Below are 13,654 nucleotides of genomic sequence, written 5' to 3' on the forward strand. Positions count from 1 at the left end.
ATACTCGGTGCGTTTTGTCGTTATTGAATGAGAAACTATGTCGATCGAAGTTCGTGTTTTTAAAGCCAATGCAGGCGTAAAGTGGTTCAAAGCTGGCTGGGAAATCTTTAAGCTGCAACCCTTCACTTTTATTTTAATGCATCTGTTAATTGGTATTATTGGCTTTTTGTCTTTATTGCTACCTGTATTACAAGTAGTGGGTGCATTTGTTGCTCCTTTTTTGATGGCCGGTTTTTATCAAGCCGTATTAACAAAACAGCAAGGCGGGACTATCAGTCAGGCTGATATTTTTAAGCCGTTTAGTAATAAGGGAAACCGTATAGGTTTAGTGCGCGTTGCCGTGTATCAGATGGCGGCAGGTATTTTATTAGCTGTGCTATCTAATTTCATTTTTGCGGATGCCTACGCGGTTATTGCGAGCCAGACTTTCGATCCACAAAACCAATCACACATTGCAGATTTATTGGCAACCATTTCAATGGGGCAAGTTGCGGTATTTCTATTAGCTATCTGTGTGTATTTAACCGCTTTTGCCTATGCAGTGCCTTTGGTTTATTTTCAAAAACAAAGCAATATGTTTCAGGTTTTAAAAACCTCATTCATGGTGTTTTACCATAATATGGCACCATTGAGTGTTTATGGCCTAATTTGCGCCGTTTTAATGGTGATCTGTATTCCTTTATCGTTTATTCCACTATTGGTTTTAATGCCAATTTGTTACATTAGCTTCTTCGTGTCTTTTCAGGCTATTTTTATGCCGGTTGTGCCAAAAGGTGATGACCAAACAAAAGCACCTGAAGCGCAGTCACAATCAGGACGCTTTGACGCGTAATGGATGATAAAGAACAAAAGTTAAAGAATTACGTACTTTGGTTATTGTCTCGACAAGATTATTCGCGTCGAGATTTAACGCGAAAGTTACAGCAAAAAGAGGCGACACCTGAGTTTACAGAGCGCTTGTTAGATTGGTGTGAATCACACAACTTTATTAACGAACAGCGTTACTGCGAAGGGTTTGTACGCCGCCATTTAGCTAAGTATCATGGTGCGAAACGCATTCAAAGCGAAGCAATGGCAAAAGGGATAGACCGAGCATTATTAGATAAGACGCTCGAAGAGTTCGAAATCGATTGGTTTGAACTCGCAAAGGACGCATATTTAAAGAAGTTTTCAAATTCAGGTAAAGAACTCGACCAGAAAGAAAAAGCGAAACGTGTACGCTACTTGATGTATCGAGGCTTTAATTACGAACAAATTGATTTTGCAATGCAAGCACAGCAATAAACGGGTGAGATTTTCACATGCAGCATATGACTACCGCACAGATCAGGCAACAGTTCTTAGACTTTTTTGCCTCTAAACAACACCAAATTGTTCCTTCAAGCTCGCTGATCCCGGGTAACGATGCCACGTTATTATTCAATAACGCCGGTATGGTGCAATTTAAAGATGTATTTTTAGGTGCGGAAAGCCGCCCTTACTCGCGTGCAACCAGTTCACAACGTTGTGTACGTGCAGGCGGTAAACATAACGACCTTGAAAACGTAGGTTACACAGCGCGTCACCATACATTCTTCGAAATGTTAGGTAACTTCAGCTTTGGTGATTACTTCAAGCAAGATGCAATTAAATTTGCGTGGGAATTTTTAACTGAAGTAGTGAAACTACCGCAAGAAAAGCTACTGGTAACCATTTACCATGATGACGAAGATGCCTTCAACATTTGGCATAAAGAAGTGGGTCTAAGTGAAGACCGCATTATTCGCATTGCAACTAGCGATAACTTCTGGTCAATGGGTGATACAGGTCCGTGTGGTCCATGTTCTGAAATCTTTTACGATCATGGTGAGCACATTTGGGGTGGTCCTCCAGGTTCACCAGAAGAAGACGGTGATCGTTTCATCGAGATCTGGAACTTAGTATTCATGCAGTTTAATCGCCATGCCGACGGTACAATGGAGCCGCTTCCTAAGCAGTCTGTTGATACAGGTATGGGTCTTGAGCGTATCTCTGCCATTTTACAAGGCGTTCACTCAAACTACGAAATCGATTTATTCCAAGCACTTATTGCAGCTGCGGCTAAAGTAACGAATGCACAAGATTTAGATGATAAATCGTTACGCGTTGTGGCTGACCACATTCGTTCGTGTGCGTTCTTAGTGTCTGACGGCGTTATGCCATCAAACGAAGGCCGTGGTTATGTACTACGTCGTATTATTCGTCGTGCAGTTCGTCACGGTAACAAGCTAGGCGCGAAAGGTGCATTCTTCTATAAGCTAGTTGCTGCGCTAATTGAGCAAATGGGTCAAGCGTACCCAGAGCTTGCTAAGCAACAAGAAATTATCGAAAAAGTACTGCGTATTGAAGAAGAGCAGTTTGGTAAAACTCTTGAGCGTGGTTTAGCTATTTTAGAAGAAAGCCTAACTGACATCGAAGGCGATGTGATCCCAGGTGACTTAGTATTCAAACTTTACGACACTTACGGTTTCCCAGCTGACTTAACGGCAGACGTGGCGCGTGAGCGTTTCATGACGATTGATGAGCATGGCTTCCAAGAGTGTATGGCTGTTCAGCGTAAGCAAGCACAGCAAGCGGGTAAGTTTGGTGCAGATTACAACCAACAACTTAAGTCTGAAAAACACACAGACTTTAAAGGTTACGATGCAGAGCATTACACAGGTACTGTTGTTGAGCTTTTCTCAGAAGGTCAATCGGTTTCTGTACTTGAAGATGGTCAAGAAGGTATCGCAATCTTAGACCGCACACCGTTCTATGCTGAATCTGGTGGTCAAGTTGGTGACACGGGTGTGTTAAAAGTCGCTGGTGGTGAGTTTGTAGTGACTAACACTACTAAGCTTGGTAATGCATTTGCACACCATGGTCGTGTTCAAGGTCGCATTGGTACAAACGACAAAGCAGAGGCTACAATTGATGCGGCACGTCGCGATAGCATCAAGAAAAACCACACTGCAACGCATATCTTGCATGAAACATTACGCCAAATTTTAGGTGAGCACGTAAGTCAAAAAGGCTCACTAGTTGACCCTGAACGTTTACGTTTTGACTTCTCACACTTTGAAGCGGTAACAAAAGACGAATTACGTCAAATCGAGCGCGCGGTAAACGATGAAATCCGTCGTAACTTTGCGCTTGAAACTGAGCTAATGGCTATCGAAGATGCAAAAGCAAAAGGCGCGATGGCATTATTCGGTGAAAAATACGATGACGAAGTGCGCGTAGTAACCATTGGTGATTACTCAATCGAGCTATGTGGTGGTACTCACGTAAAGCGTGCTGGTGATATCGGTTTATTTAAAATCGTATCAGAAAGCGGTATCGCTGCCGGTATCCGCCGTATTGAAGCGGTAACGGGTGCTGAAGCAGTTGCTTATGTAAGTGAGCAAGAGCAACAGTTAAATGATGTTGCAGCGCTAGTTAAAGGTGATAGCAGCACAGTACTTGAAAAAGTAACTGCGTTACTTGAGAAATCAAAAGGCCTTGAGAAGCAAATTGCACAGCTTAACGACAAGCTAGCAAGTGCGGCAGGTGCATCGTTACTTGACTCTGTTGTTGAAGTGAACGGTATTAAACTGCTGGTTGCTGATGTTGCAGGTACTGAGTCTAAAGCACTACGTGGCATGGTTGATGACCTGAAAACGAAGATTGGTTCAGGTGTTATTGCCCTTGGTGTAGCTAATGGCGATAAAGTAAGCCTAATTGCAGGTGTAACTAAAGACCTAACAGGTAAAGTGAAAGCCGGTGAGCTTGTAAATCACATGGCTGCACAAGTAGGCGGTAAGGGCGGTGGTCGTCCTGATATGGCGCAAGCAGGTGGTACTCAGCCAGAGAACCTTGCAGCAGCCTTAGAAAGTGTAACTGGTTGGTTAACTGAGCGTTCTTAATCACTAGTGGCACTTATCGTCCAAAAATTCGGTGGCACCTCAGTTGGCTCAATAGAGCGAATTGAGGCCGTCGCCGACCTTGTTGTAAAAACCAAGCAGCAAGGCCATCAAGTTGTGGTGGTGCTCTCGGCGATGTCGGGAGAAACTAACCGTCTAATTGAACTCGCTAAACAAATCGATTCTCGACCCAGTGCTCGTGAGCTTGATGTATTGCTAACCACCGGTGAGCAAGTGTCAGTCTCTTTACTCGCAATGGCTATTATTAAACGTGGTCACTCAGCGGTAAGCTTACTTGCTGATCAGGTCAACATTCGCACCGATAATATGTTTGGCAAAGCACGTATTGAAGAGATTGCTGCGACTCGCCTTAAGCATGAACTCGAGCATAGCCGGATTGCTATTATAGCGGGCTTTCAGGGCCGCGATATTGAAGGCAATATCACTACGCTTGGTCGCGGTGGTACAGATACTTCTGCGGTTGAGATTGCAGGTGCTATCAATGCGGATGAATGTCAGATTTACACCGATGTTGATGGGGTATACACGACCGACCCGCGTATTGAACCAAATGCGCGACGTATGAGCCATGTCACTTTCGAAGAAATGCTCGAAATGGCAAGTCTTGGGGCTAAGGTTCTGCATATTCGTAGTGTTGAAGCCGCAGGAAAATATAATATACCGCTCAGAGTGTTATCGAGTTTTAACCCGGATCAAGGAACCTTGATCAGTTTTGAGGAGCCGGATGTGCAAGCAAACATTGTGTCGGGTATCGCCTTTAATCGTGACGAAAGTTTGATTTACGTCAATGGCGTGCACCAAGGAACGGAAAACCTTGCAAAAATTTTGAAACTTTTTGCAGAATTCGGCATCGAAATAGATATGATTAATCAAGTTAATCATAACTTTGAAAAAATAGACTATGCTTTTACTGTGCACACGAATGATTTTGAGCAAGCGCTTGAAATTTTGACCAGTAACCAAGATGGTATCAGCGCAGAATCTATTAAAGGGATAAGCAATGTTGCCAAGGTGTCTGCAGTAGGTGTAGGGATGAAATCTCACTCTGGTGTGGCAAGTTTATTTTTTAATGCCCTTGCCGATGAAAACATCAAAGTGATGCTTGTATCGACATCAGAAATAAAGATATCAGTTTTAATTGACGAAAAGTATTTAGAACTGGCTGTACGTGCGCTACACAAAGTTTTTTTAACTGAAAATGAATAAGATCTAGAGTTTTTACTTACTTTTAAGTCTAGATTTCATTAGAATGTTTTTGACGCGGAATCTTTTAATTTTTTGGAACATGGGAGCAATAGAATGCTAATACTAACTCGTAGAGTAGGTGAAACCCTTATGATCGGTGACGAAGTAACAGTTACTGTTCTTGGTGTTAAAGGAAATCAAGTTCGCATTGGTGTAAATGCACCGAAAGATGTATCAGTACATCGTGAAGAAATCTACATGCGAATCCAAGCAGAGAAATCTAACCCAAATCCGGGCAACGTTTAATCAGCGACAGATATTTTTAAGAGCCACTCACTGAGTGGCTCTTTTATTTAGTTCAGCTGCTATTTCATCATTTAGCGCTTGTTTAGAAATATATTGCATACCGCGCTGTGCTTTTAAAATAAAACCTCGCTCAGTTTCAATAATCTCACTAATCTGTTGCCAGCTTAATTGGTAACTTTTATGCGGGTTTTCGGCCTTCACCCCTTCATCATCAAACACGATAGTCACTTCGCTACCTGATGCACGACTTAGCATTTGTCTTGTGACCCACCATGGGCGCTTGTAATAAAACGATAAGCACTCAACGACAGCAAGCATAATCATAAAGCTGCCTAAATAATGATTCTCTAATTGATAAAAGGCTAATAAGCCTAAGGTTATTAACAACACCAACAGCGGGTATTTAGGCTTAGCTTGTGATGAATAAGGTAAAGACTCATCAAAGCATTCGTAATAATACGGTTTATCTAGTGTGTAAGTTGTACTTAATGTCATTCGGGGACTCACTTAATCGACTGGCAGCAGTTTAACATTGATAGAAAAAAACTGCCGCAGTTGGTTTTCATTTAGTTGTCATTATGAGAGCTTAAGGTATCTGTATTTTTTAGGTGTAAGTTGTATGTTTGTTAGTTCAATGTCATTAGCACTTGCAATGACCACAAATACTTTTTTAGTTATGGGCGATATGCCATACACCCCGATTGATGAAATTAATCTCGCCAAAGATGGAAAAATTACTAAAGCAATCGCAGCAACACCCCATGGCTTTTTAATGCATCTTGGTGATATGAAATCGGGAGCACTTGCTTGCACCAATAAGCTTTTGCAAACAAATAAAGCGTTATTAACATCGCTGACTACAGAGCCTTTTATTTACACCCCAGGTGATAATGAATGGACAGATTGCGATCGAGAAAAGCTATCGGTGCGTTTTGATGAGCTTGAACGGCTAAGCTTTGTTAAAGGCTTGATGTTCGACGATGCTTATACACAAAAAGCACAGCAACTACAGGGTTATGCCACACAGGCTGAAATGCTAGAAAATGCTCGTTGGCAGTTTGATGACATTGAATTTCGTACTTTGCATATACCGGGCACTTTTAACGGCCGCTCGCAAATTTTAAAAAGTGACAAAAACGCAGCACTTGATGCCGCTGACAAACGTGATAAGTACAACTTAATTTGGTTGAAACAAGCACTTGTTCATCAGGATGCTAAGGCCTATGTGTTTGGCTTTCAGGCTGATATTTACCACCCGACCAGTAAACCCACTTGCAGTGAATCACAACGTTCTAATTGTGATGCATTTAAAATATACCGAGATGCCATCAGCGACTTCGCAAAGCACACCAATAAGCCTGTACTTGTAATGCATGGCGATACCGGCCCATATTGCCAGCAGCAGTTAGCGAGTAACTTAACGCGCTTAAATGTCCCCGGTGATTTTGCTGTTAGCGATGTAGCTAAGGTGAGTTTTATTGACGGCCAGTGGCATATAGCGAGTGTAACGACAAACAAGCCTCTTACAATGGGTTGTAAGTAATATCGTAGGTTGGTTAGAGCGGAGCGAAACCCAACAAGTTAGCGAGCTTCAAGGGGAAAGAGTAAAGTTGCGAGTTTATAGGGAAATGAGCCATCAGCTATCAGATTAAAAAAAGAGCCGGTAGGTTGGTTAGAGCGGAGCTAAACCCAAAAGTTAGCGAGCTTCTAGGGGAAATGAGCCATCAGCTTTCAGCCGTCAGCTATCAGATTAAAAAAAGAGCCTGTAGGTTGGTTAGAGCGGAGCGAAACCCAACAAGTTAGCGAGTTTCAAGGGGAAATAGTAAAGTTAGCAAACTGCTTGACACAAACAGCTTACAGCCTAGAGTCGCTAACTCGCTAACTCGCTAACTCGCTAACTCGCTAACTCGCATACACAAAAAAGCGGCACTTGGCCGCTTTTCTTAATTAAGGTGTGTTATTAGCAGTTAGTTTCTTTTGCGTTAACACCTTCTTTTACTTCTTCACATGCATCTTCAACTGCATTTTGTGTATCAGTAATTGCTTCGTCAATACGTTCGCCAGCTTCTTCAGCGGTGTTGTCTTCACAACCCATAATAAATAAACCTGAAACTAGGGCGATAGTTGCGGCTTTTAAAGTTGAATTTTTCATAATGAAATTCCTTGTAAATTTAAAATAAAGTAAATGGTTATCTGCTTTTAACTACTTAGGGACACTGCCTCTAAGTGCTCCTGATACCAGCGAAATAACAAGTAATACTAAAAATATAAAAAAGATAATCTTAGCGATGCCTGCAGCGGCTCCTGCGATACCGCCAAAACCTAACACTGCTGCGATTAACGCGATAACTAAAAAAGTAATTGTCCAGCGTAACATAGTGGTCTCCTTGGCTATTTAAATTTTCTTAAGTTCGGTATATCTAAAGCGAGTTCCGTGCCAGAAGGTTTATCTCTTAAATTTCAGTTGTTTACGTGTTTTGTTGTTATTTGTAGGGGTCATCATTTGGTAACTTTTACGAGTAAGCATGTAACTTATTCATAGTGATATTTTTTCATATTGAGCTGCATGAGAAAAATGAAAGAAAGCACCAAAAATGGTAAGACCAATTTAACTTTGTTTTGTATGGTTTGCTCTAACGCCTTGTTGTGTGTGGTTTTTAGTCATTTTGTTGCTATTAATTAATAGTTCAGCATATAACGTCTGGCTATATTGACTATTTATATCATCTATAACGGGGCTTTAAATTCGTGAATAGTGGGGTGTTAATTATATGTGTGTCATGTTATTTTAAATTTAATTGGTTTTACCAATTTACAATGGTGCTATACAAATTGATTTTCTTTGTTATCATTGGTGCATAATTATTTAACAAAAATGACTTTTTATTATAGGTAAGCGAGGGGAGTCGTATGGATATAGGTGGATTACTCACCACTGCGGCCAGTTTGATGGTGACAGGCATGGTTGGCGTGTTTGTTTTTCTGAGCATTTTGATTTCTGCGGTGATCTTAATGTCGAAAGTCGTGGGTCGATTCGACGATCCTGCAACTGCAGAACCTACGCGAACAGCAAAAATTCAACCTCAACAGGGTGTGCCACAGGCACATATTGCAGCTATCAGCGCTGCAATTGCTCAATTTCGAAATAAACAAAAATAACGGGGCAGCTCAAACATGGCTAAATTAAAACTAACCGAATTAGTATTGCGTGACGCACACCAGTCTCTTTTGGCAACGCGTATGCGCTTAGACGACATGTTACCCATGGCAGAAAAACTCGATAATGCGGGTTATTGGTCTATTGAATCATGGGGTGGTGCAACGTTTGACTCGTGTATCCGTTATTTAGGTGAAGACCCTTGGCAACGTATTCGCGAGCTAAAAGCTGCAATGCCAAACACTAAGCAGCAAATGTTACTGCGCGGGCAAAACCTTTTAGGCTACCGCCATTATGCTGATGATGTAGTCGAAAAGTTTGTTGAGCGAGCTCATAAAAACGGTGTTGATGTATTCCGTATTTTCGATGCGATGAACGATGTACGTAACCTTGAAACCGCGATTAAAGCAGCGGTAAAAGTAGGTGCACACGCTCAAGGTACAATTTCATACACAGTAAGCCCAGTGCATACACTTGATATGTGGCTGAAACTTGCTAAGCAACTAGAAGATCTTGGTTGCCATTCAATTTGTATCAAAGATATGGCGGGTTTACTAAAGCCATACGATTGTGAGCAGTTGATCAAAGGCTTAAAAGAAACTGTGTCTATTCCTATTGCGATGCAATGCCATGCGACCACAGGTTTAAGCACTGCAACATACCAAAAAGCAATCGATGCAGGTATCGATATGCTTGATACGGCTATTTCATCAATGAGTATGACTTATGGTCATAGCGCCACAGAAACCATAGTTTCAATTGTTGAAGGCACAGAGCGAGATACTGGTCTTGATTTAAACCAATTGGAAGAAATTGCTGCTTATTTCCGTGATGTTCGTAAAAAGTATGCCGCTTTTGAAGGTAGCCTCAAAGGCGTTGATGGTCGTATCTTATTAGCGCAAGTACCGGGCGGCATGTTAACTAACATGGAAAACCAGCTTAAAGAGCAAGGTGCAGCTGATAAGCTTGACCAAGTGTTACTTGAGATCCCACGTGTTCGTGAAGATTTAGGTTATATTCCACTCGTTACACCGACCTCACAGATTGTTGGTACTCAAGCGGTACTTAATGTACTAACTGGCGAGCGTTACAAAACCATCACAAAAGAAACAGCGGGTGTGCTGAAAGGTGAATATGGTGCAACACCAGCGCCTATGAATAAAGAGTTGCAAGAGCGAGTACTTGAGGGTGCTGAAGCAATTACGTGCCGCCCTGCTGATAAGCTAGAGCCTGAGCTTGAGAAACTAGAAGCAGAGTTATTAAGCGAAGCCAAAGAGCAAGGCTTAGAGCTTGCTGACGATGTGATTGATGATGTGCTTACTTATGCATTGTTCCCACAAATAGGCCTTAAATTTATTAAAAACCGCAACAACCCAGATGCATTTGAAGCAATTCCTACGGGTGAAGTTGCTAAACCTGAAGCAACTCCTGCTGTTTCAAGCCCTGTAAAAGCAGAGCAGTACAGCGTTAAAGTTGATGGTAAAGTTTACGATGTCGTCGTAGCGCAAGGTGGTGAGCTTAAAGAAGTAACTCTAAAAGACAGTGAGTTAATTCCACAGTCGGCGTCAGCGTCAGCGGGCGAAACACTCAATGCACCGTTGGCAGGTAATATTTTCAAAGTGAAAGTGAAACCAGGTCAAACCGTCAACGAAGGTGATGTAGTTATCATTATGGAAGCGATGAAAATGGAAACTGAAATTCGCGCCGCACACTCAGGCACAGTTGCAGAAGTATTAGTGGCAGAGGGCGACTCTGTTGCCACTGGCGATGCGCTAATCGCGCTGGCATAGGAGACAGAGGATGGATGGTGTTTTAAACCTCTGGCATGCCACGGGTATTGCTAACTTTACTTTTCCGGCATTGATCATGATTGCGGTTGGTTGCTTGCTGCTCTATTTAGCAATCGCCCGTAACTTTGAGCCACTTTTGTTATTACCTATTGGTTTTGGGGCTATTTTAACTAATATCCCAGTTGCTGGGTTATCTGACCCGGGTGGTCTTTTGTATTACGTGTACCATATCGGGATTGACTCTGGGGTATTCCCTCTTTTGATCTTTATGGGCGTGGGTGCACTCACAGACTTTAGTGCCCTGATAGCAAATCCGCGTATGTTGCTGTTAGGCGCGGCTGCGCAATTTGGTATTTTCGCAACTTTATTTGGTGCAATACTACTTAACTATATTCCTGGCTTTGAATTTACACTACAAGACGCATCGGCAATTGCCATTATTGGTGGGGCAGATGGTCCAACAGCTATTTTCTTAGCATCTAAGCTAGCACCTGATTTACTGGGGGCGATTGCTGTAGCGGCTTATTCTTATATGGCGCTAGTGCCAATTATTCAGCCGCCAATTATGCGTGCACTAACAACGCAAGAAGAGCGCGAAATTCAAATGCCGCAACTTCGTGCCGTATCGAAAAAAGAGAAAATTGTTTTTCCGTTAATGGTGCTTAGTTTAACCATCTTGTTTTTACCTGCAGCAACACCGCTGGTAGGTATGTTCTGCTTAGGTAACTTGATGCGTGAATCGGGCGTGGTTGATCGTTTAAGTAATAGTGCACAAAACGAAATCATCAACATTACCACTATTTTCTTAGGCTTAGCGGTAGGCTCAAAGCTTGCGGCAGATAAGTTCTTAACCGTAGAAACGATTGGTATTTTGGTATTAGGTGCACTGGCCTTTGCAATTGGTACAGCATCAGGGGTGTTTATGGCGAAGGGCCTGAATAAATTCTCTAAATCGCCAATCAACCCGTTAGTAGGTGCAGCGGGTGTATCAGCGGTACCAATGGCCGCACGGGTGGTTAATAAGGTAGGCCTTGAGAGCAACCCGCATAACTTCTTGTTGATGCATGCCATGGGACCAAATGTAGCAGGGGTATTAGGAAGTGCCGTTGCAGCAGGTATTTTGTTAGCAATTGTTGGCTAACAACATTATACCCAAGCCGCCTCAAGATGCAGAATTCAGCGTTTCACAGGTGCTTAATATCAAGGCGTTACTTTGCAAGAATGGTAGTCCCTTTTAAGAAGTAACAACGATGAGAGTAAGTGCCTGTGAAGCGCCTAAAGGGTTGGTTTAAAAGCGATTTATACTGCGTTATTGATTTTAACAATAGAACCACTATTACTTGCAATCAATGCCTTGCCTAAATCGCTTTTAATTCCAACTGAAACTCGCACCTAGAGGTGGTTTGGGTATATTAAGTCGTTTTACTTCCAACCGACTGGCGCAGTAATTTTACTGCGCTTTTTTTTGCCTTCAATTTAGGTATAGTGAACCTTAAAATTCTACAAGAAAGGAAGCCTAGTGAATGTATTTGTGATTTTGCTGTGTTTGTTTGTGGCGTTAGTGATTTTGGTGCCACTGCTTGAAAAGTACAGCGCTAGAACGGGGCTTGATAAAGCAACTAAATATGCCAAGTATGTTTGGCCCTTGGTGATGATTTCGTTAGTTATACAGCTTATCTATGTACTGCTTTGGAAGCAGTAAAATTAAAGATATTAAAAAAGCCGCTGCAGTTTCCTGGAGCGGCTTTTTTATATTAGAAGCTTACTTATTTAACGCTAATTGCAATTCGCGGTTGCGTTGTAATTGCGCTAAGAAGTTATCAGCAATCGGTTTAAACTTAGCTAACTCATCGCGCGGTAATGGCTCTGATTTAGGAAGTTTGACCGTTTTCGGATTACGGTGTACACCGTTTACTAAGAATTCATAATGTAAGTGTGGGCCAGTTACTCGACCTGTCGCACCAACAGTACCAATCTTCTGACCTTGTTTTACTTTCTGGCCAGTTTTAACCATTTTCTTATTTAAGTGTAAGTACTTAGTTACATACTGAGTGCCATGGCTAATAAATACATAGTTACCATTGTATTTGCTGTAACCTGCTTTAATTACTTTACCGTTACCCGATGACACAACCGGTGTACCTGTACGCGCTGCGTAATCGATACCGTTGTGAGGTTTTACTGTTTTAGTAACTGGGTGCAAACGGCGAGGGTTAAAGCTCGAACTAATATACTTAAAGTTAACTGGCGCACGTAAGAAAGCTTTTTTCATACTGCGGCCTTCAGGCGTATAGAAGTTACCATCGGTATGACGAATAGCAGTGTAACGCTCACCCTGGTTAATAAACTCTGCGGCAATAATTTTACCGTCGCCAATGTATTCACCATCAACATAGTGAGCTTCGTAAATAAGACCAAATTGGTCACCTTTACGAATGTCATTAGCAAAGTCGACATCCCAACCAAAGATGTCAGCAAAATTCATAATTTGACGCTCGCTTAAACCTGCGGCAATACCCGAAGTCCAAAAGCTATTTGTGATCTCACCACCGGCAGATTTGCTCAGCGTTTCAATCTCTTTGCTATCGATAGAGGTGTCGTAGTTCCCTTCGTCATTTAAGGTAACGTATAAGGTATCTGTTTTTGAAATCACATAACGAAGCTGCGCTAAAGAGCCATCTTCAGCGGTTGCAAAGCTTAATATTTCGCCAGGGTGAATTTTTGTTAACTTACGTGTTTCAGCGTTGGTATTAACTAATTTGTGTAATGTTTGCGCTGAGAAACCCGCACGTTTAAAGATAAGTGCTAAATTATCGCCATTACGTACTTCATGGTCGACAAGCTCGTATTCTGGAAGTTTTGCTGCTGCTTGCTCCGAATTCAGCTCAGTTAGTTTTTCGTTATCATCAACTTTAACTTGTAATTCGTAGCGTTTGCCAATTTCAAGTGCGTTAGCACTGTTATCCTTTGATGCGGTGGCTTTTTCAGAAGGCAATAATGCCAAGCCGACAATAGCAGAAACCAAACCGAGAATGAGCAGTTTGTGTTTTTTGGGAAGTTTGTGCACTACGTGAACCATATCGTGCCTTTTCTGCTGTCAAGAAATTTAAATACTAATATCGCAGGATATACCTAAAATAGAGCAAATACCAGTGTTTTGTAGATTTAAACTGGCGTAAATTTACGCTAGAATTGGCCTGCGCGTTAAACTTTTTTGGTTAAAATTGCAGCAGATGCCTTGGCTTAAACTAAATCAACATTAGTTAACTAAAGTACCTTCATTAAATTGCAATAAC

The 13,654-nt window shown here is 41.9% G+C and carries 14 protein-coding genes; 10 read left to right on the forward strand and 4 right to left on the reverse strand.

The window, feature by feature from the left end; translation table 11 throughout:
• The first annotated feature begins 37 nt into the window (after nucleotides 1–37).
• From P4S60_RS03630 to csrA, 5 genes are all read left to right on the forward strand, one after another.
• A complete protein-coding gene (locus P4S60_RS03630) occupies nucleotides 38–832 on the forward strand; it encodes a BPSS1780 family membrane protein (RefSeq protein ID WP_337115034.1) in 795 nt (264 codons plus the stop codon).
• Nucleotides 832–1,284, forward strand: coding sequence for a regulatory protein RecX (locus P4S60_RS03635; protein ID WP_063703456.1), 453 nt, complete (start codon nucleotides 832–834; stop codon nucleotides 1,282–1,284). Before P4S60_RS03630 ends, P4S60_RS03635 begins: the two co-directional genes overlap by 1 nt.
• 17 nt (nucleotides 1,285–1,301) lie before the next feature.
• Entirely contained in the window at nucleotides 1,302–3,902 is a 2,601-nt protein-coding gene (gene alaS / locus P4S60_RS03640; protein WP_063703458.1) for an alanine--tRNA ligase, read from the forward strand.
• Nucleotides 3,903–3,908: 6 nt separating this feature from the next.
• Nucleotides 3,909–5,126, forward strand: a complete 1,218-nt coding sequence (locus tag P4S60_RS03645; protein WP_337115035.1) for an aspartate kinase — start codon at nucleotides 3,909–3,911, stop codon at nucleotides 5,124–5,126.
• Between the two features lie 93 nt (nucleotides 5,127–5,219).
• Complete coding sequence (gene csrA, locus P4S60_RS03650) at nucleotides 5,220–5,411, forward strand: carbon storage regulator CsrA (RefSeq protein ID WP_036970495.1); 192 nt, start codon at nucleotides 5,220–5,222, stop codon at nucleotides 5,409–5,411.
• 27 nt (nucleotides 5,412–5,438) lie between these two features.
• Here the strand turns inward: csrA and P4S60_RS03655 are convergent, their stop codons facing one another.
• A complete protein-coding gene (locus tag P4S60_RS03655; RefSeq protein WP_337115036.1) occupies nucleotides 5,439–5,906 on the reverse strand; it encodes a YcxB family protein in 468 nt (155 codons plus the stop codon).
• Between the two features lie 124 nt (nucleotides 5,907–6,030).
• Between P4S60_RS03655 and P4S60_RS03660 the strand changes: the two genes are divergently transcribed.
• Complete coding sequence (locus P4S60_RS03660; RefSeq protein ID WP_337115037.1) at nucleotides 6,031–6,954, forward strand: hypothetical protein; 924 nt, start codon at nucleotides 6,031–6,033, stop codon at nucleotides 6,952–6,954.
• Between the two features lie 417 nt (nucleotides 6,955–7,371).
• Here the strand turns inward: P4S60_RS03660 and P4S60_RS03665 are convergent, their stop codons facing one another.
• Nucleotides 7,372–7,563: a hypothetical protein gene (locus P4S60_RS03665; protein WP_337115038.1), complete on the reverse strand. Its 192-nt coding sequence runs from the start codon at nucleotides 7,561–7,563 to the stop codon at nucleotides 7,372–7,374.
• A 51-nt stretch (nucleotides 7,564–7,614) separates the two neighbouring features.
• Nucleotides 7,615–7,788, reverse strand: coding sequence for a DUF1328 domain-containing protein (locus P4S60_RS03670; protein WP_064971747.1), 174 nt, complete (start codon nucleotides 7,786–7,788; stop codon nucleotides 7,615–7,617).
• A gap of 533 nt (nucleotides 7,789–8,321) precedes the next feature.
• Between P4S60_RS03670 and P4S60_RS03675 the strand changes: the two genes are divergently transcribed.
• The 4 genes from P4S60_RS03675 to P4S60_RS03690 all read left to right on the forward strand — a co-directional run bounded on the left by P4S60_RS03675 (nucleotide 8,322) and on the right by P4S60_RS03690 (nucleotide 12,060).
• Nucleotides 8,322–8,570, forward strand: a complete 249-nt coding sequence (locus P4S60_RS03675) for an OadG family protein (RefSeq protein WP_063703466.1) — start codon at nucleotides 8,322–8,324, stop codon at nucleotides 8,568–8,570.
• Between the two features lie 15 nt (nucleotides 8,571–8,585).
• The gene (gene oadA / locus P4S60_RS03680; RefSeq protein ID WP_337115039.1) at nucleotides 8,586–10,358 is read left to right on the forward strand and encodes a sodium-extruding oxaloacetate decarboxylase subunit alpha; all 1,773 of its coding nucleotides are present in this window, start codon (nucleotides 8,586–8,588) and stop codon (nucleotides 10,356–10,358) included.
• Nucleotides 10,359–10,368: 10 nt separating this feature from the next.
• Nucleotides 10,369–11,499 carry a sodium ion-translocating decarboxylase subunit beta gene (locus P4S60_RS03685; protein ID WP_337115040.1) on the forward strand — a complete coding sequence of 377 codons (1,131 nt, stop codon included), beginning with the start codon at nucleotides 10,369–10,371 and terminating at the stop codon, nucleotides 11,497–11,499.
• Nucleotides 11,500–11,877: 378 nt separating this feature from the next.
• A complete protein-coding gene (locus P4S60_RS03690; RefSeq protein WP_105174788.1) occupies nucleotides 11,878–12,060 on the forward strand; it encodes a hypothetical protein in 183 nt (60 codons plus the stop codon).
• A 60-nt stretch (nucleotides 12,061–12,120) separates the two neighbouring features.
• Here P4S60_RS03690 and P4S60_RS03695 read toward each other — a convergent pair whose 3' ends face one another.
• Nucleotides 12,121–13,437 carry a peptidoglycan DD-metalloendopeptidase family protein gene (locus P4S60_RS03695; protein WP_337115041.1) on the reverse strand — a complete coding sequence of 439 codons (1,317 nt, stop codon included), beginning with the start codon at nucleotides 13,435–13,437 and terminating at the stop codon, nucleotides 12,121–12,123.
• Nucleotides 13,438–13,654 lie beyond the last annotated feature (217 nt).

Origin of the sequence: Pseudoalteromonas sp. Hal040 (genome assembly GCF_037162425.1) — a bacterium.
In the GTDB taxonomy this organism is placed as follows: Bacteria; Pseudomonadota; Gammaproteobacteria; order Enterobacterales; family Alteromonadaceae; genus Pseudoalteromonas; species Pseudoalteromonas gelatinilytica.